Origin of the sequence: Mucilaginibacter sp. 22184 (genome assembly GCF_052045695.1) — a bacterium.
Classification (GTDB): Bacteria; Bacteroidota; Bacteroidia; order Sphingobacteriales; family Sphingobacteriaceae; genus Mucilaginibacter.
Genome location: NZ_JBQEPI010000010.1, coordinates 163,373 through 181,702, shown reverse-complemented (window position 1 = coordinate 181,702; position 18,330 = coordinate 163,373). Strand labels below are relative to the sequence as shown.

Annotated in this window: 16 protein-coding genes; 10 read left to right on the top strand and 6 right to left on the bottom strand. The window is 41.2% G+C overall.

The genetic code is table 11. From position 1 onward, the window contains the following. Positions 1-6: 6 nt before the first annotated feature. On the bottom strand, positions 7-2,337 hold the full coding sequence (locus ACTJKG_RS22195) for a TonB-dependent receptor (protein WP_440740442.1): 2,331 nt from the start codon (positions 2,335-2,337) through the stop codon (positions 7-9). A gap of 237 nt (positions 2,338-2,574) precedes the next feature. On the opposite strand from ACTJKG_RS22195, the gene ACTJKG_RS22190 reads away from it, so the two are divergent. The 8 genes from ACTJKG_RS22190 (at position 2,575) to miaA (ending at position 10,442) form a co-directional block, all read left to right on the top strand. Continuing rightward, positions 2,575-3,642 (top strand): sensor histidine kinase, encoded by a 1,068-nt coding sequence (locus tag ACTJKG_RS22190; RefSeq protein WP_440740441.1) that lies wholly within the window; start codon positions 2,575-2,577, stop codon positions 3,640-3,642. Continuing rightward, a complete protein-coding gene (locus ACTJKG_RS22185; RefSeq protein ID WP_172336399.1) occupies positions 3,639-4,361 on the top strand; it encodes a LytR/AlgR family response regulator transcription factor in 723 nt (240 codons plus the stop codon). The genes ACTJKG_RS22190 and ACTJKG_RS22185 overlap by 4 nt, the downstream gene beginning before the upstream one ends. 159 nt (positions 4,362-4,520) lie before the next feature. Beyond that, the gene (locus tag ACTJKG_RS22180) at positions 4,521-5,336 is read left to right on the top strand and encodes a 2,3,4,5-tetrahydropyridine-2,6-dicarboxylate N-succinyltransferase (RefSeq protein ID WP_440740440.1); all 816 of its coding nucleotides are present in this window, start codon (positions 4,521-4,523) and stop codon (positions 5,334-5,336) included. Between the two features lie 98 nt (positions 5,337-5,434). Then, positions 5,435-6,451, top strand: a complete 1,017-nt coding sequence (locus ACTJKG_RS22175) for a glycosyltransferase family 9 protein (protein ID WP_440740439.1) — start codon at positions 5,435-5,437, stop codon at positions 6,449-6,451. 54 nt (positions 6,452-6,505) lie between these two features. Continuing rightward, positions 6,506-7,072: an L-threonylcarbamoyladenylate synthase gene (locus ACTJKG_RS22170; RefSeq protein WP_440740438.1), complete on the top strand. Its 567-nt coding sequence runs from the start codon at positions 6,506-6,508 to the stop codon at positions 7,070-7,072. Between the two features lie 177 nt (positions 7,073-7,249). Next, positions 7,250-8,668, top strand: coding sequence for a CCA tRNA nucleotidyltransferase (locus ACTJKG_RS22165; RefSeq protein WP_440740437.1), 1,419 nt, complete (start codon positions 7,250-7,252; stop codon positions 8,666-8,668). Positions 8,669-8,702: 34 nt separating this feature from the next. Next, positions 8,703-9,362 (top strand): IS1096 element passenger TnpR family protein, encoded by a 660-nt coding sequence (locus ACTJKG_RS22160; protein WP_172336404.1) that lies wholly within the window; start codon positions 8,703-8,705, stop codon positions 9,360-9,362. A 162-nt stretch (positions 9,363-9,524) separates the two neighbouring features. Further along, positions 9,525-10,442 (top strand): tRNA (adenosine(37)-N6)-dimethylallyltransferase MiaA, encoded by a 918-nt coding sequence (miaA, locus tag ACTJKG_RS22155; RefSeq protein WP_440740436.1) that lies wholly within the window; start codon positions 9,525-9,527, stop codon positions 10,440-10,442. 12 nt (positions 10,443-10,454) lie between these two features. Here miaA and rfbA read toward each other — a convergent pair whose 3' ends face one another. Continuing rightward, the gene (rfbA, locus tag ACTJKG_RS22150) at positions 10,455-11,315 is read right to left on the bottom strand and encodes a glucose-1-phosphate thymidylyltransferase RfbA (protein WP_172336406.1); all 861 of its coding nucleotides are present in this window, start codon (positions 11,313-11,315) and stop codon (positions 10,455-10,457) included. A 332-nt stretch (positions 11,316-11,647) separates the two neighbouring features. Between rfbA and cysD the strand changes: the two genes are divergently transcribed. Then, positions 11,648-12,553, top strand: coding sequence for a sulfate adenylyltransferase subunit CysD (gene cysD, locus ACTJKG_RS22145; protein ID WP_172336407.1), 906 nt, complete (start codon positions 11,648-11,650; stop codon positions 12,551-12,553). A 109-nt stretch (positions 12,554-12,662) separates the two neighbouring features. Next, a complete protein-coding gene (gene cysN, locus ACTJKG_RS22140; protein WP_172336408.1) occupies positions 12,663-13,907 on the top strand; it encodes a sulfate adenylyltransferase subunit CysN in 1,245 nt (414 codons plus the stop codon). 228 nt (positions 13,908-14,135) lie between these two features. On the opposite strand, the gene rfbD is transcribed toward cysN, so the two are convergent. The 4 genes from rfbD to ACTJKG_RS22120 form a co-directional block, all read right to left on the bottom strand. Continuing rightward, on the bottom strand, positions 14,136-15,002 hold the full coding sequence (gene rfbD, locus ACTJKG_RS22135; protein ID WP_172336409.1) for a dTDP-4-dehydrorhamnose reductase: 867 nt from the start codon (positions 15,000-15,002) through the stop codon (positions 14,136-14,138). A gap of 18 nt (positions 15,003-15,020) precedes the next feature. Further along, positions 15,021-15,575 carry a dTDP-4-dehydrorhamnose 3,5-epimerase gene (gene rfbC / locus ACTJKG_RS22130; RefSeq protein WP_172336410.1) on the bottom strand — a complete coding sequence of 185 codons (555 nt, stop codon included), beginning with the start codon at positions 15,573-15,575 and terminating at the stop codon, positions 15,021-15,023. A gap of 100 nt (positions 15,576-15,675) precedes the next feature. Then, positions 15,676-16,761, bottom strand: coding sequence for a mannose-1-phosphate guanylyltransferase (locus ACTJKG_RS22125; protein ID WP_172333528.1), 1,086 nt, complete (start codon positions 16,759-16,761; stop codon positions 15,676-15,678). A 131-nt stretch (positions 16,762-16,892) separates the two neighbouring features. Beyond that, complete coding sequence (locus ACTJKG_RS22120; protein WP_172336412.1) at positions 16,893-18,302, bottom strand: UDP-glucose 6-dehydrogenase; 1,410 nt, start codon at positions 18,300-18,302, stop codon at positions 16,893-16,895. Positions 18,303-18,330 lie beyond the last annotated feature (28 nt).

Here is an 18,330-nt window from a genome sequence, read left to right as displayed (position 1 = left end):
TTTAGGTTAAAAATTAAAATTCCAGGTAACCGACGGGATGAGTGTTGGAAAAAGACTTGTCTCAACCGCCTCGGTAGTATTAGGTACAGTCTTACTATCTCTGAATGTTATACTATATGGGTCTCTGTGCGCGTAAACGTTGTAAATACTGAATGTCCAGCTGGAGTGATATTTTTTATGTTCTTTCCCTTCGAACGTGGCGCCAAAATCTAGCCTGTTGGATGAAGGCATACGGCGCCCGTTTCGTTGTGTATAGGAAAAGGTTGTTAACCCACCCGAGCTGTATTTTCCGGTAGGGTAAGTAACAGCATTCCCGGTACCATAAATAAAGGTGCTTGAGAAAGACCAGCGTTTATTAAGCTGATAGATACCAACAACAGAAACATCATGCGTACGATCCTGCCTTGCGGGAAAGTAATGTCCACTATTAATGGCATCAAACCGGCGCTCGGTTCGGGATAAAGTATAACCTATCCATCCATTGAAACGGCCATACTTTTTCTTCAAAAGCAATTCGATGCCATAAGCCCTGCCCGTACCGTAAGTAAGCAGCGACTCCACATCCTGATTAACCAAAAGCTGGGCACCATCTTTATAATCAATCTGGTTCTGCATCCATTTATAATATACTTCTGTTGAAAATTCAAAAGTATTATCACCAAAATTCCTGAAGTAGCCGGTAGATACCTGATCTGCTATTTCGGGCTTTATGTTATTGCTGCTCATCACATACAAATAGGTAGGTGAATTACTTGATGAATTACTGAGCAAATGAATATTTTGGGTATTACGGTTGTAGGAAGCTTTTATTGAATTTTGATCGTCTATGATATAATTTGCCGTAAAACGTGGTTCCAGGTTGATGTATTTTTTCACCAGGTCAGTTCTGGAATTATATATTTTGGCGCTTGTAACATTACCGGCATTGTTATAGGTTTTAAATGTTCCGGGGCCTAGTAAAAACAATCCGCTTAGTCTTAAACCATAAAGGAAAGTTAAATGCTTATTTACATTCCATTCATCGCTTGCATACAGGGCATTTTCAAAACCATGTCTTTTTTCAACATGTTTATTGTTATAACTTGAATTTTGAGGAGAAGTGATATCCCCTGGGGTGATATCATGGTACAGGATATTGAATCCAAATTTTAGTGTGTGTTGATAGCCAATGGAATATTGCAGATCCTCCTTTAAATTAACATCATTAATTTGCGAGGTAGCTTTAAATGAACGCGCATTATCCTGAAGACCCTGTACAACAAAATTATAATTGCTGTAAATTACAGAAGTGTTGGAAAACAGCTTGCTGTTGAATATGTGATTAAACCTTAGTGTACCGGTTTTATTCCCCCAGTTTGTTCCTAAAACATCTTTTAAGGCCAAAACATCTTTCCCAAGATAACCTGAAATATAAATGGCATTTTTATCATCAAAATGCCAATTGGCCTTGGCATTTACATCATAAAAATATAGTGAGTTACCCCTTATACTGGTATCTGTTGTGAGTTTTAAAAAAAGATCAACATATGTTCTGCGGGCACTCACCATGAATGATCCTTTATCTTTTTCAAGAGGGCCTTCAATTTTGATCCTTGATGAAATAAGACCGATGCCTCCCTGTCCGCCAAAATCTTTATTATTGCCATCATTCATCTTAACATCCAATACGGAAGATAGACGGCCGCCATATTCGGCCGGCATCCCTCCTTTATAGATATTGACATCCTTAATAGCATCTGAATTGAACGTAGAAAAAAAGCCCAGTAAGTGCGATGCGTTATATACCGGGGCCTCATCCAGCAAAATGAGGTTTTGATCTGATGCCCCGCCCCGTACATAAAAGCCGGTATTCCCTTCGCCCGCCGACTTAATACCCGGCAGCAGGGTTATCGTTTTCAGAATATCCCTTTCGCCTAACAATACAGGTACCTGGTTAATTTGCAACATGTTCAATTTCTCCACACCCATCTGGGGAGATACTACATTGTCATTACTCAAGCGCTTGCCTGTTACAACAACCTCTTTCAACCCATTTTTAGCGGATAAGGAAATATTAACAACCTGATTTTTATGAAGAGCTATTTTTTGAGCAACAGGGTTATATCCAACACAGGTAAATAATACCGTATATTCCCCTTCTGCAACGGCCAGCGAATAAAATCCATAATTATTGGTTGCCGTACCAACTGCCGGTAGTTCCTGAAGGGTAACAGAAGCCCCTATTAAGGTTTCACCTGAGGCAGCATCCTTAACAGTTCCGTTAATGGTAGCCTTCTTTTGAGCGTAGGCAGTAATGGTGGTCAGTGTTATGAAAACAGTAAAGATAGATCTGGCCATTTGCATATAGCACTAAGGTATCCGTATCTACAACTAAACTATTTTAATTTATACGAAACCCAGTATAAATTATAGGAAGTGCACTATCGCTTATACTAAAAAATATAAGCGTTAAGCAAAAAATCATGCGTATTAATAAATTATTAAAGCAACATTTGGTATAATAATTTACACATTTGGTATAAACAAAATTTACACCCTGTTTAAAATATTTATTTTTAAATGATCAGACATCCGATGAAACCTGAAACTGATACAAAGGAGTTAAATAATGATATGCTCATACAGTTTTTAAGCAGCAAAAAGTATAGGATTTATAGGCATATCGCACTGGTTTTATTTCTTGGAGCCATATTTTCAAGCACCAGGGATACGTTTATTGAACCTGTTAACACCTATTTAAAAATCACCTTCTTTCTTATCCTGTTGCTGTTGTTTTACATCAACATGTACGTATTGATACCCCGCTTTGTATTTAATGCCAGTTATGTAAAATATTTTATATGGGTAATGATACTATTTGGCGTGGCTCTGGTATTTTTTGTATCAGGAAAATATATGATCAACCCTTACTTTAAGTTTCACTACAAAGCCAGTAACGAAAACACCAGTATCCTTCTGTTTACTTTTATAACGCTGATATTCCTGATCCTGATAGCGGCTTCTGCCGCTATTAAATTATTTCAGCACTCCATCGTTGTTAATCAGCGGATCAATGATCTGGAAACGGTTACTATACAGGCCGAACTGGAACAATTAAAAAACCAGATCAATCCGCATTTTTTATTTAACATGCTCAATAATGTTAACGTATTAACACAAACCAATCCCGAAAAGGCTTCGCAAGTGGTTATGAAGCTAAGCGATTTGCTCCGTTACCAGCTTTATGACAGTACCCGGAACAAGGTTTTGCTTACTGCTGAGATCCGTTTTTTAGAAGATTTTTTAAACCTCGAAAAAATACGGCGTGATAATTTTGAGTTCATTATGTCAAGAGAAGGCGACATCAGTGGCGTACAGGTATCCCCCTCACTTTTTATTACCTTTGTTGAAAATGCGGTAAAACATAACATGGATGCCGAAAACACATCCTATATTCACGTATTTTTTAAAGTAAAGCACAACGAGATCGATTTTAATTGCATTAATTCAAAACCCCGGATCGAAGTGATCAGTAATGGTAATGGAGGGTTAGGACTGGGAAATGTAAAGCGAAGACTGGAATTGCTTTATCCGGAAAAACACTTTTTCCGGATCCAGGATGACAAAGATAAATTCCGTGTTGACTTAAAAATTATCCTATGAATTGCATTATTGTTGATGATGAGCCCTTAGCCCGGGAGGCCATTCAGTTATTTGCCAATAAAACTCCTAATCTACAATTACTCAATAGTTTTGGAAGCGCCAATGCTGCGGCAAAATTCATTAACGAAAATCCGGTCGATCTCATTTTCCTGGATATCCAGATGCCGGGCCTCAGCGGAATGGAATTTGCCAAAATGATCCCCTCCAAAACTTTACTTATTTTCACTACCGCTTATGCCGAATATGCATTGGAAGGCTTTGAGGTTGAAGCCATTGATTACCTCATTAAACCCATACGGCATGAACGTTTTTTGAAAGCGGTAAATAAAGCGCAGTTTTACCAGGACATTTTAAAAGCCGATCATTCGAACAGCAAAATTGAGAATATCGCGGAGGACTACTTTTTTGTTAAAGCCGACCGGAAATATATCAAGATCTATTTTAAAGATATCTTATTTATTGAAGGCCTTAAAGATTATGTGGTGATGCAAACCGAAGATCAAAAGATCATCACCGCTATGAATATTAAAACCATTCATGAACAGTTGCCTCAAAACCTTTTCGCCCGTATTAGCAAATCGTATATCATCAACATCAATCAAATAACCGCTTTTGATAATAATACGGTAAACATCCGTAAGTATGAAATATCCATTGGCAACACTTACCGTACCTACTTTTTTGATGAGTTTGTGACCAAGAAAATATTAAGCAGATAAAATTTATTGCTGCATCAATCCAACGTTCCTTTATTCTTCTGCTTTATTACGAGCGTTCGCTTAATCAAACTTTCGTTTCAAAAGGTTAGCGACTAATCGCCTAATTTCAATCAATTCTCCCTAAAATTCCTTTAATTTGCCAAAAGTTTAATTTTACCAATGCAAGATCTTAAAAAACTGATTGAAGATGCCTGGGAAGACAGGAATCTGCTGAACTATAATGAATATACCACCGCTATCGAAACCGTTATTGAGCGGTTGGATAAAGGCGAGATCCGTGTAGCCGAACCAATTGGTTCACGCTGGCATGTGAACGAGTGGATTAAAAAAGCAGTAGTGCTGTATTTCCCTACCCGCCAAATGGAAGAAATTAAAGTTGGCCCTTTTGTTTTTCATGATAAAATGAAACTAAAGACCAATTATAAAGCCGAAGGCGTACGTGTGGTACCTCACGGTATTGCCCGTTATGGCGCTTATCTGGCTAAAGGTGTTATCATGATGCCGTCGTACGTAAACATTGGCGCTTATGTTGATGAAGGTACCATGGTTGATACCTGGGCTACTGTAGGTTCATGCGCGCAAATAGGCAAGCATGTACATTTAAGCGGTGGTGTTGGTATTGGTGGTGTACTGGAGCCATTGCAAGCTGCACCGGTTATCATTGAAGACAATTGCTTCCTGGGATCACGTGCTATTGTGGTTGAAGGTGTACATGTAGAGCATGAAGCTGTATTAGGTGCCAATGTGGTTTTAACAGCGTCGACTAAGATCATCGACGTAACTGGTTCAACTCCGGTTGAATATAAAGGTCGTGTACCGGCGCGTTCGGTAGTTATTCCGGGTTCATACACTAAAAAATTCCCTGCCGGCGATTACCAGGTTCCTTGTGCCCTTATCATTGGTACCCGCAAGGAATCAACCGATAAAAAAACATCATTGAACGACGCGTTAAGAGAAAATAACGTAGCGGTTTAGTAATTGGTTGATTATGTTGGATTAAGTGAGTAGTTAGATGTTAAATATTTAACTAATTAACCATTCACTTAATCAACCACTCACCTAATCAACATAAAATGAAAATACTAATAAGGCTGCCCAACTGGCTTGGCGATGTGGTGATGAGCACCGCATTTGTTAACGCGGTTGGTCAGCTTTATCCTGATGCTCAGATCGATGTGATCATCAAAAAAGATCTCAGTAATATTGCCCCGTTGATACCGGGCTTAACCCAAATCCATCCTTTTTCAAAACGGGAATTTAGTGGCCTTGGCGGTGTTTACCGTTTTGGTAAAAAACTGAAAGCAGGTAAGTACGATCTCTTTTTTAATCTACCTCAATCACTTTCATCGTTAGTAATGGCCTGGGCAACCGGTGCAAAAAAGCGGGTAGGCTTTGGTAAAGAAGGTGGCTTTTTTTTACTCACCAATTCCCTTAAAAAGCCTGCTAACCTGCACCGAGTTGACGAATACCTATCCTTACTGGAGCAATTTACCGGTAAAACAATTCCTCATAAACAAGTAACATTAAATGCTCCTGCAACAGCACCCAAACAAAACAACCGGCTGCTCATCAACTTTAATTCCGAAGCATCATCGCGCAGGATGCCGCTGGATAAAGGACAGGCACTGCTGAATAAATTAACCGCTGCTTTTCCGGATATTACCTTTGGGTTGATCGGTGCAGCTAAAGAGGCCGATTTTGTAACACAGCTTATTACCGGTGCTGAAAACCCGGAGAGATTAGAAAACTACGCGGGTAAAACTGATCTGCCTGGTTTATGCAGCCTGATGGCACAAAGCTCGGCCATGTTAACTACCGATTCGGGGCCTGCCCATTTGGCCAACAGTGTGGGTACGCCTGTTATCGTCTTATTCGGTGCAGGCAATGAGCATAACACGGCCCCTTATAACAAACAAAATTTAACCGTATTGCGTTATGGTAAACTAACCTGCGAACCTTGTGTACGCAATACCTGCAAGCTTTATGGCGTTCCGCGTTGTATGGAACTGCTGGATGAATTGCAAATTATAAACGCGTTAAATCAAGAGTTAAGATATAAGAGCAAAGAACCAAGAGGAAAAAACATTTAACTGTTTTCTTGATTCTTGACTCTTGGTTCTTGATTCTAATAAAATATACCAACCATGCTTAAAGACGAAGTTGCCAAAGCACTAAAAATAGTACAGGAAGGCGGCATTATCCTGTACCCTACCGATACCATTTGGGGTATTGGCTGCGATGCCACCAATACCGAAGCCGTACAAAAAATATATCGCCTGAAACAACGCGATGAAGCCAAAAGCATGATCATTTTGCTGGATACCGAAAACAAACTGGAAAGCTATGTACAGGAGGTTAATACCCTGGCTTATGACCTGATTAAATATGCCGAAAACCCTTTGACCCTGGTTATGCCGGGCGCCAAAAATATTTCACCGGCTTTAATAGCTCCCGATGGCAGCGTGGGTATCAGGGTAACCAGTCACCAGTTTTGCCAGCAATTGATACAGCGGCTGCGTAAACCGCTGGTATCAACATCGGCCAATATCAGCGGCAAGCCATCTCCGCAATATTTTTCGCAGATAGACCAGGAGATCGTTGATGGTGTTGACTATGTGGTTGATATTGATCAGCACAGCAAAGAGATCAAAAACCCATCAACCATTATGAAACTGGCTCCCGATGGTACGTTTGAGTTTCTACGTAGGTAGGAAATAGAGGCAAGAGATAAGAGTCAAGAGTCAAGAAAAATAACTATGCCTTTTGTGTCTTGATTCCTGGCTCTTGACTCCTGATTCTTTTTATGTTTTTAGAACTTAGGATTTACCATTACCTTTGACCTTCGTTTTAGAATTTAGATTTTAGAACTCAGAATTTTATTAAGCTACATGAAAGCCCACCTTCAGCATTCCGTATTTTCTATAATATCAAAACTTGCAGCACAGCACAATCTGCAGGTTTACGCTATTGGTGGCTTTGTACGCGATATTTTCCTTAAACGCCCTTCAAAAGATATTGATATTGTTATTATAGGCAATGGTATCGCTTTTGCCGAAGCCGTGGCGGCTAAATTAAAAGTAAAGGTAGCCGTGTATAAAAACTTCGGCACCGCGTCACTTAAATACCAGGATCTGGAAGTGGAATTTGTTGGCGCCCGTAAAGAATCATATCGCCGCGATTCCAGGAAACCCATCGTAGAGGATGGCACATTGGAGGATGATCAGAAACGCCGAGATTTCACCATCAACGCGCTGGCTATTTCCCTTCATCCCGATACTTTTGGCGAGCTGCTCGATCCCTTTAACGGCATAGCCGATCTGGAACACAAACTGATCCGGACACCGCTTAACCCGAATGAAACTTTTTCTGACGATCCGCTACGCATGATGCGTGCTATCAGGTTTGCCACACAGCTAAATTTCCGGATAGATGATATAGCCGTAGAAGCGATCAGGAACAATGCCGATCGTATCAGCATCATATCGCAGGAGCGTATCACCGACGAGTTGAACAAGATCATCCTGTCGCCGGTACCTTCCATTGGTTTCAACTATTTATTTGATACCGGCCTGCTGCATAAAATATTCCCGCAGATGACCAACCTGTACGGGGTTGACTATATAGATGGCAAAGGCCATAAAGACAATTTTTATCATACCCTGCAGGTATTAGATAATATTTGCGAAACCACAACCGACCTTTGGCTGCGCTGGGCTGCCATACTACATGACATTGCCAAACCAGCTACCAAACGTTTTGAACCCGGCCACGGCTGGACCTTTCATGGTCACGAAGACCGTGGCGCCCGCATGGTACCTAAAATATTTGCTCAGTTAAAATTGCCGCTTAACGAAAAAATGAAGCAAGTGCAAAAACTGGTGCAGCTTCATTTACGCCCCATTGTATTATCACAATCCATCGTTACCGATTCGGCCGTTCGACGGTTACTTTTTGAGGCTGGAGATGATATTGAAGGCCTGATCTTGTTGTGTAAAGCAGACATTACCACCAAAAACGAATATAAGGTTAAAAAGTATCGTAACAATTTTGAGTTAGTTCAACAAAAATTAAAAGATGTTGAAGAACGAGACAGCATCAGAAACTGGCAACCACCTGTTACCGGTAACGATATTATGCAACTTTTTGGCCTTCAGGAGGGCCGTGAGGTAGGAATTATCAAAAATCAGATACGTGAAGCCATACTGGAAGGCGAAATTCCCAATAACCGCGAAGCGGCTTTAAATTTTACAATAAGCAAAGGTTTAGAAATTGGCTTAAAAGTTGTGGCAGACACAAAATTGAATTAAAAGATTATTTTTGTCCCCAAAATTCACAAAAACAATGGCACTATACAGGTTCAGGGTAACTTTCGAAGATTATGATGATGTAATGAGAGAGATTGATGTAAAATCAAATCAAACCTTCGAGGATCTCCACCGCGCAATACACCAGTCAACCGGTTACAATCCCGAGTTTTCATCTTCCTTTTATATCAGTAATGACCAATGGACAAAAGGTGAAGAAATTACTTATTTACCTAATCAAAAAAGGATAGACCGTGGCGTATCATTAATGAGCAATGTAAAACTGCTGAGTTTTATTGATGATCCGCATCAAAAATTTTACTATACTTTTAATTTCGACCGTCCTTTTGATTTTCACGTCGAACTGATGAAGATCATTCTGGACGAAACACCCGGCACCACTTATCCTGCCGTTATAAAATCTGTTGGCGAAGCACCAAAACAATTCGGTAATGTATTTAACCCAACCATTATACCACCTACTAACGAAGATTTCGACTTCCTGAATGAGATGACCTTTAACCCCGAAGATGCAGAAGACTTTTCGGAAGTAACAGATACCGAGGTTGATGACCTGCCGGAAGAAAAACACGAAGCCGAGGAGGAGGAAGAAGATGAATTTGGGAACGAGTTTGCCGATGATGAAGGCTTTGATGAAGAAGACCGTCCGCATCGTGGTGGTGGTGATGATTATTAATAGCGATTTAATAAAATAATACTATACAGATACGTCATTGCGAGGAACGAGGCAATGTATGTTATTTTACAAATTTGTCATCCTGAGGAACGAAGGATCTGTTACCGAATAGATTCTTCGCTCCGCTCAGAATGACAATTTTTTTTATTGACAATTTATCTCATGCCATACCATCCTACCAAAACTCTTATTGTAGTTGCAGGCCCAACAGCCGTAGGTAAAACCGCCGCTGCTATTGAATTGGCCAGGCATTACAATACGGTGGTGGTATCTGCCGATTCCAGGCAGTTTTTCAGGGAAATGAGTATTGGCACAGCCAAACCCAACGAGCAGGAATTAACAGCTGTAAAGCATTATTTCATCGATTCGCATTCCATAACCGAGCCATTTTCTGTTGGCGATTTTGAAAAGCAAGGACTGGCTTTGTTGGATGAGCTGTTTAAAACGCATGACCGCGTGATCTTGGCCGGAGGTTCGGGTTTATATATTAAAGCGATATGTGAGGGCTTTGACGATCTGCCAACGGCCGATCCGGCTATCCGCGAAAGGCTCAATCAGGAATTGGAAGAACAAGGCATCACTCACCTACAACAGAAATTATTAGCGGCCGACCCCGATTACTACAATGAAGTTGACCTGGGCAACCCTCAACGTATTATCAGGGCGTTGGAAGTTTTTGAAAGTTCGGGCAAACCTTTTTCATCGTACAGGCAAGCTACCGTAAACAAACGACCATTCGATATCATCAAACTGGCGCTCAACCTGCCCCGCGAAATATTGTACGATCGTATTAATCAACGGGTTGATCTGATGATCCAACAGGGCTTGTTAGCAGAAGCAGAGGCATTACTCCCCTCCCGCCGGTTCAACGCCCTCAACACCGTAGGCTATACCGAACTGTTTGATTATTTTGATGGTAAAACCAGCCTGGAAAAAGCCGTTGAAATGATCAAACAAAATACCAGGCGATTCGCCAAAAGACAACTCACCTGGTTCCGTAAAGACAGCTCCATCCATTGGTTTCAGGCCAGTGATCCCGATTTGATCAGTCAAATGATCAATGTTGTAAATACGATATAAGCTTGAGAGAAACTACGATAGTAAACTTTGCAAATAAGCTCCGTAACCGCTCTTAATATACTTAGCTACCAATACCTTTAACTGAGCATCGTCAATAAACCCACGACGGTAAGCTACCTCTTCAATACAACCAATTTTGGTCGACTGGCGTTTTTCAATCACACGTACATACTCTGTAGCATCGCTTAAAGAATCGAAAGTGCCGGTATCCAGCCAGGCTGTACCTTTATCCATCACCCCTACGTGCAAATTACCCTGCTCCAGATAATATTTATTTACATCAGTAATTTCATATTCTCCACGTGGCGAAGGCTTAAGATCCTTAGCTATCTGGATAACACTGTTATCATAAAAATACAATCCCGGTACGGCGAACTTTGATTTGGGTTGAGTTGGTTTTTCTTCGATAGATAATGCTTTAAAATCCGCATCAAACTCAACTACACCATATCTTTCCGGGTCGGCCACATGATAGGCAAAAATGGCAGCACCATCCACATTGTTAAAGCTGCGTATCAATTCACTAAAACCTGTTCCATAAAATATGTTATCACCCAGAATCAGTGCTACTTTATCATTTCCAATGAATTTTTCGCCTATGACAAAGGCTTGTGCCAGGCCATTAGGCTTTTCCTGTATGGCGTATTCAAATTTACAGCCCAATTCAGCGCCATCACCCAGCAGGCGTTTAAAGCCTTCATTATCTTCGGGAGTAGTAATGATGAGTATTTCCTTGATATCGGCCTGCATTAAAACCGACAAAGGGTAATAGATCATGGGTTTATCATAAATAGGCATCAACTGTTTACTTATCGCCCTGGTAATTGGATAAAGCCTGGTACCTGACCCACCCGCTAAAATAATTCCTTTCATTAGACTGATTGTGTTATAGATTTTTAAAAGTAATTATTTTTTACGCATAACCTACACGTAGGTTGCCATATATAACATATTTTAACGGTAGAATATTATTATTCCCGTTTAATCACATTTAGTTTTAATACACTAATAACATATTGATCATATTTCTAGTACTTGTAAGAATTTCTTTAGATTTTATCTCTCTTTTCCGGTTTCATAAAATGGTGTTAAATTTCAGGTTTAAAATACATTAGATAGCGATAAAATGAGCATAATTTGCTAATATTGCAGTTTGATTGCCAAATACTACTATTTAGGTGGATTTAGCGGGTTTTCGTTTTAAAATGCATAAATATTATCTTACTCATCTGCAGGAATTAGAATCAGAGGCTATATACGTTATTCGTGAAGTTGTAGCCCAGTTTGATCGCCCTGCCATATTGTTCTCCGGCGGAAAAGATTCCATTGTGGTAACTCATCTGGCCCGTAAAGCTTTTTGGCCTGCCAAAATACCTATGCCCCTTATCCATATTGATACCGGGCATAACTTTCCAGAAACTATGGCATTCCGGGATAGCCTGGTGGCCGACCTGGGTGTACAGCTCATCGTTGGATCGGTACAGGAAGCTATTGATAAAGGGAGGGCCGTTGAAGAGAGCGGCATAAACGCGAGCAGAAATGAACTACAGATAGTTTCCTTACTGGATACCATCGAGAGCCACAAGATCGATGCGGCTATCGGCGGTGCAAGACGTGACGAGGAAAAAGCACGTTCAAAAGAGCGTTTCTTTTCGCACCGCGATGAGTTTGGCCAGTGGGATCCCAAAAACCAACGCCCCGAGCTTTGGAATATTTTCAATGGCCGCAAGCGCATGGGCGAGCATTTCAGGGTATTTCCGATCAGTAACTGGACAGAAATGGACATCTGGAATTACATCCTGCAGGAAAATATCGCTATCCCTTCCCTTTACTTTGCACATAACCGTGAAGCCGTTTACCGTGATGGTACCTGGCTGCCGGCATCCGAGTTTTTAGTATTGCGCGATGGCGAAAAAGTAGAGAACAAGTTGATGCGTTTCCGAACGTTAGGCGATATCACCATAACCGGTGGCATTGAATCGGATGCGGATACCCTGGAGAAAATTGTAGCAGAGGTTTCGGCCACCCGCAGCACCGAACGTGGTAACAGAAGCGATGATAAACGCTCTGATACATCAATGGAAGACAGAAAAAAACAAGGTTATTTTTAATTTTAGTATCAAGTAGCTAGTATCAAAATTTTTAAAAAGGCTTATTTCACTTTGTGAAACTGTCTTGATGCTTGATACTAACTACTCGATACTAACCACCACATAAAAAATGGAACTATTACGTTTTACAACAGCAGGCAGTGTAGATGATGGGAAAAGCACATTGATTGGCAGGTTATTATACGATTCAAAATCGATCTTTGAAGATCAGATGGCGGCCGTAAAACAATCGAGCGAACGGAAAGGCTTGCAGCATATCGATCTCTCTTTACTTACCGATGGTTTACGGTCTGAAAGAGAACAAGGCATTACTATCGACGTTGCCTACCGTTATTTTGCCACCCCAAAACGTAAATTTATTATTGCCGATACCCCGGGGCATATCCAATATACCCGCAATATGGTTACCGGCGCATCTACAGCTAATTTAGCCTTAGTGCTGATAGATGCCCGCAAAGGCGTTGTGGAGCAAACATGCAGGCACTCGTTCATCGCGTCGTTATTAAAGATCCCCCATATTATTGTATGTATCAATAAAATGGATCTGGTTGATTATTCTGAAGAAGCATTCAATAAAGTAGTTGAACAATACGAGGATTTTGCGGCCAAAATAGATGTTACCGACATCCGTTATGTACCTATCAGCGCACTGGAAGGAGACAACGTGGTGAACGATTCGGTAAACATGCCCTGGTATAAAGGCGAGAGCCTGCTGCATACGCTGGAAACTATCCACATAGGCAGCGATGAGAACCACTCCGATGCGCGTTTCCCTGTACAAACAGTAATACGCCCGCACGCGGCTGAATATCACGACTACCGTGGTTATGCCGGTCGTATTGCCGGCGGTATTTTCAAACCGGGCGACAAGATTACTGTTCTGCCATCGGGTTTAACATCAGCTATCAGATCTATCGATACTTACTCGGGCCCGGTTGAAGAGGCTTTTGCACCGATGTCCGTATCTATTACCCTGGAAGATGATATTGATATCAGTCGCGGGGATATGATTGTTAAGGACGACAGTGAACCCGAAGTAAGCCAGGATCTGGAGGTGATGCTTTGCTGGATGGCCGCTAAAGGCCCGCGTCCCGGTGCCAAATACCACTTAAAAACCACTACCCGTGAGGTAATGGCTATTATTAAAGAGGTAAGCTATAAACTGGACATCAATACAATGGAAAAGCTGGAAAATGCAGGTGATATCAAAATGAACGAGATGGCACGCGTACGCTTGCGTACCACCCAACCTGTTGTATTTGACGAGTATCGCAAAAATCGCATCACAGGCTCACTGATATTGGTTGACGAGGCCACTAACGAAACGGTAGCCGCGGGAACAATATTAGTTTAGCCCGCTATTTTATTGGGCGTTTTTTCCAAAAAGTGGGTTTACACTTTTTGGACACAAAAATATATAATTACTTTATTATCAATTATATAAACCCATGTTAACCCTAAAAAGTGTAAACCATGTAAACCCACTTTTTAACAAAATGGAGTAGTCATTCAAAAACAAAGTCCTGCTTTCTTTTGAGAAACCAGGACTTTGTTTTTATGCTGCCAATAAAAAGCTCCCCCTTCAGGGGGCTGGGGGGCACAGTCTTTCTAAACAAGTTATCAGACTGTCTCTCCAATAAGGTATCTGGATATTAAAAGTAGCTTTGATCTTCGCCTTATCCATTACCGAAAATGCTGGACGGGTGGCCCGTGTAGGATACTCGCTGGTGCGTATGGGATATGTTTTTACCTGGGTTCCGGACAGGTCAAATATTCCTTTGGCAAAATCATACCATGAGGTTACCCCTTCATTACTATAATGATAAATGCCAAAGCTTTCACTGCCCGATGTAATGATATCCAATATAACGACTGCCAGATCAATAGCATAAGTAGGCGTACCTATCTGGTCGGCAATGATCTTCAATTCGTCGCGCTCCGCCCCTAATTTGAGCATTGTTTTCACAAAATTATTACCATATTCCGAATACAACCAACTGGTGCGCAAGATAAAGTGCTGTGGTAATATACGGACAACATCCTGCTCGCCTTCTAATTTGGTAAGACCATATATGCTTATCGGGTCAGCTATATCTGTTTCAACAAGCGGATAGGGTTTATCACCCTTAAAAACAAAATCTGTTGAGGTATGAACCAATATGGCACCGTATTGCTTACAAGCCTGAGCCAGATTGGCTGCCCCGGTCCTGTTTATTTTGCGGGCCATATCCACATCATCCTCTGCTTTATCAACGGCTGTGTAAGCAGCACAGTTAATGACATAGGCCGGTCTGTATTGTTCAAATACTTTTGATATAGCATCTGTATCCAGGATATTAGCTTCTGTTTCAGGAGGAAAAATAATGGTACTTATACCTTTTTCGGCCGAAACCTTTTTGAGGCATTGTCCCAGTTGTCCGGACGCTCCGAAAACCACAATGTTTTGCATAGTTGTGTTTGTTTATTATTAAAATCCCAGATCAGTAAGCTCCTTTAAAAAGGGTAATTGGTTGTCTTTATCCGCAACTATCAATTCATCATTACCCAACTGCCAATTGATATTTAAAGCAGGATCGGCGTAGTTCAGGCCACCTTCGGCTTGTGTATTATAAAAGTTATCACATTTGTATTGAAAAATGGCGGTATCGCTTAATACAACAAAACCGTGAGCAAAGCCCTTCGGTATGAAAAACTGTTTATGATTATCTGCTGTTAATAATACGCTATGGTGCTGGCCATATGTTGACGAATTTTTACGCAGATCAACCGCTACATCTAATACCTCCCCTTGCGTTACCCTCACCAGCTTTGACTGCGCATGTTCTCCTTTTTGCAGATGCAGCCCACGCAGTACCCCTTTTATTGAGAATGATTCATTATCCTGAACAAATTGAATTTTCGATCCAATCGCATCAATAAATACTTTTTCATTAAAGGATTCGAAAAAATAGCCCCTATCATCATTAAAAATACGGGGGGTTAAAACAATAAGCCCTTCAATCGGGGTTGGGGTGATAGTCATATATTTATTAAATATTTTGTACCGATAACGACCGGATATACAAAGCTATTACATATTTTAAAGTTGTAATCTATTATTCAAAAATGAACAAGACTGCACGTTAAATAAACTTAGTACCGAATTTGGCTTTCACATCGGCCACTACCTGTTTTACATTCTGTTCCTGATCGCGCGGACAGATCAACAGCGTGTTGTTGGATTCTACCACGATAAAATCATGCAAGCCCTGTAATATCACCAGTTTCTCGCCCGGTACATTTACCATGCAGTTGGATGAATCATACATGATCACTTTTTCTGACGGGATCACCACGTTGCCTACATAATCTTTCTCGGCCAGGTCATAGATCGAGGCCCAGGTGCCCAGATCACTCCAGCCAAAGGCCGATGGCAGTACATACACATTATCCGCCTTTTCCATGATCCCGTAATCGATCGAGATATTGATGCATTGCTGATAAGCTTTGTGCACATAGCTCTTCTCGTCCCCGGTATTGTACACCGGACGTGCTTCCGCGAAGATCTCATGCATCTCTGGCAAATGACGACCAAAAGCATTCACTATGGCTTTGGCCGACCATACAAAGATACCCGCGTTCCATAGGAAGTCGCCGCTCTGGATAAACGTTTTGGCTATTTCCAGCGTGGGTTTTTCGGTAAACGTTTTTACTTTATGAAAATCCTGGTTAATGGCCTGGTCGGTATACTGGATATATCCGTAACCTGTATCCGGGCGCGATGGCTTAATCCCAAGGGTGATCAAACTATCGGTTGAGGCTGCGGTCTCCAGTGATTTTTCAATCGCTGTCACAAAAGCCTCCTCATCCAGGATCTGCTGATCTGAGGGGGCTACCACGATAACCGCCTCGGGGTTCAGGCTTTCAATCTTGAAACAGCCATAAGCCACGCAGGGGGCCGTGTTGCGCATCACCGGTTCGGTCAGGATTTGCCCATCGGCCATTTCCGGTAATTGTTGTTTCACCAGTTTGGTATAATTCTCGTTGGTCACCACGTAGATGTTTTCTTTGGGGCATACTTTCAGAAAACGTTCGTATGTATTTTGGATCAGGGTTTTGCCCGTGCCCAGGATATCTATAAATTGTTTGGGATGCGATGACCGGCTTATGGGCCAAAAACGGCTCCCGATGCCGCCTGCCATGATGATCGCATAATTGTTTTTATTCATATGGTAAAAAGGGGGATTAATAACATGTAATATATGTTGAGTACAAATATCAGGGTCAAAAGTACAGAATAAAAAAGCAGTTACGAATTTCGCAACTGCCTCTAAACTTAAACTTCTTCAGGTACAATAGATCACTTTTCCAAAACATTAGTACCTATTGACCTTACCTGGAATCCAATGGCCCTTAATTTATCGGCGTCAAGTAAATTCCTTCCGTCAAATATTTTAGCTGGTTTTAACATATTGTCATAGATCCTTTGCCAGTCGTAACCTTTAAATTCATCCCACTCTGTTAAAACAGCAATAGCATGCGAACCTTTGCAGGCTTCATAAGGATCTTTGAAAACGTTAACTCCTTTTTTATTCTCCTCCTGCTCCCGGCTACGCAAGTAATCCAGATCGGCATATACCTGGCTTTCGGGAACTTTTGGATCATAAACAGCAATATCTGCTTGTTCGTGTAATAAGTGATCGGCCACATAAATAGCCGCCGATTCGCGGGTATCGTTGGTGTCTTTTTTAAACGCCCAGCCCAAAAATGTTATTTTTTTGCCGTTAACCGTGTTGTACAGGTTTTTAATGATCTGGTTTGCAAATCGCCTTTTTTGGTGATCATTCATAATAATTACCTGCTCCCAATAATCAGCTACTTCCTGTAAGCCATAGCTACGAGCTATATAAACAAGATTTAGAATGTCTTTTTGGAAACAAGACCCACCAAACCCTACTGAGGCTTTTAAAAACTTGGAACCAATTCTGCTATCCGTTCCAATTGCACGCGCAACCTCATTAATATCTGCCTCTGTTTGTTCGCAAATTTCGGTAAGTGAATTAATTGATGATACCCGTTGTGCTAAAAACGCGTTTGCAGTTAGTTTTGATAATTCTGATGACCAAACGTTAGTAGTTAATATACGCTCCTTTGGTATCCAATTAGCATATACATCAACCAATGCCTGCACAGCCATTTTACCCTCAGGTGTACTGTCACCACCAATTAGTACACGATCTGGGGCATCCAGGTCCTCTATCGCTGTTCCCTCGGCAAGAAACTCTGGGTTTGACAGTATTTGAAACTGAACATTATTTCCTGTATGGGTAAGGATATCCTTTATGGCACTGGCAGTTCTAACAGGCAGGGTAGATTTTTCAACGATGATCTTGTTATCTTTTGCGACACTGGCAATTTGCCTGGCACAAAGCTCAATCCACTTCAAATCGGCAGCTTGTCCTTTACCTGCTCCATAAGTTTTAGTTGGTGTATTAACAGATATAAATATCATCTGCGCCTCATGAATGGCTTTATCAACTTCGGTAGAGAAAAATAAATTGCGACCTCTCGCTTCAGCTACAACCTCACTTAAACCTGGTTCATAAATAGGTATATTGTTGGTATCCTTATCATTCCAGGCAGCAATTCGTGCTTCATTAAGATCTACTACTGTAACTTGAATATGAGGACATTTTTTTGCAATTACTGCCATTGTTGGGCCGCCAACATACCCAGCGCCTATGCAACAAATCTTGGTTACCTCGGTCATATATTTACGAAATTATGTGTATTGATTG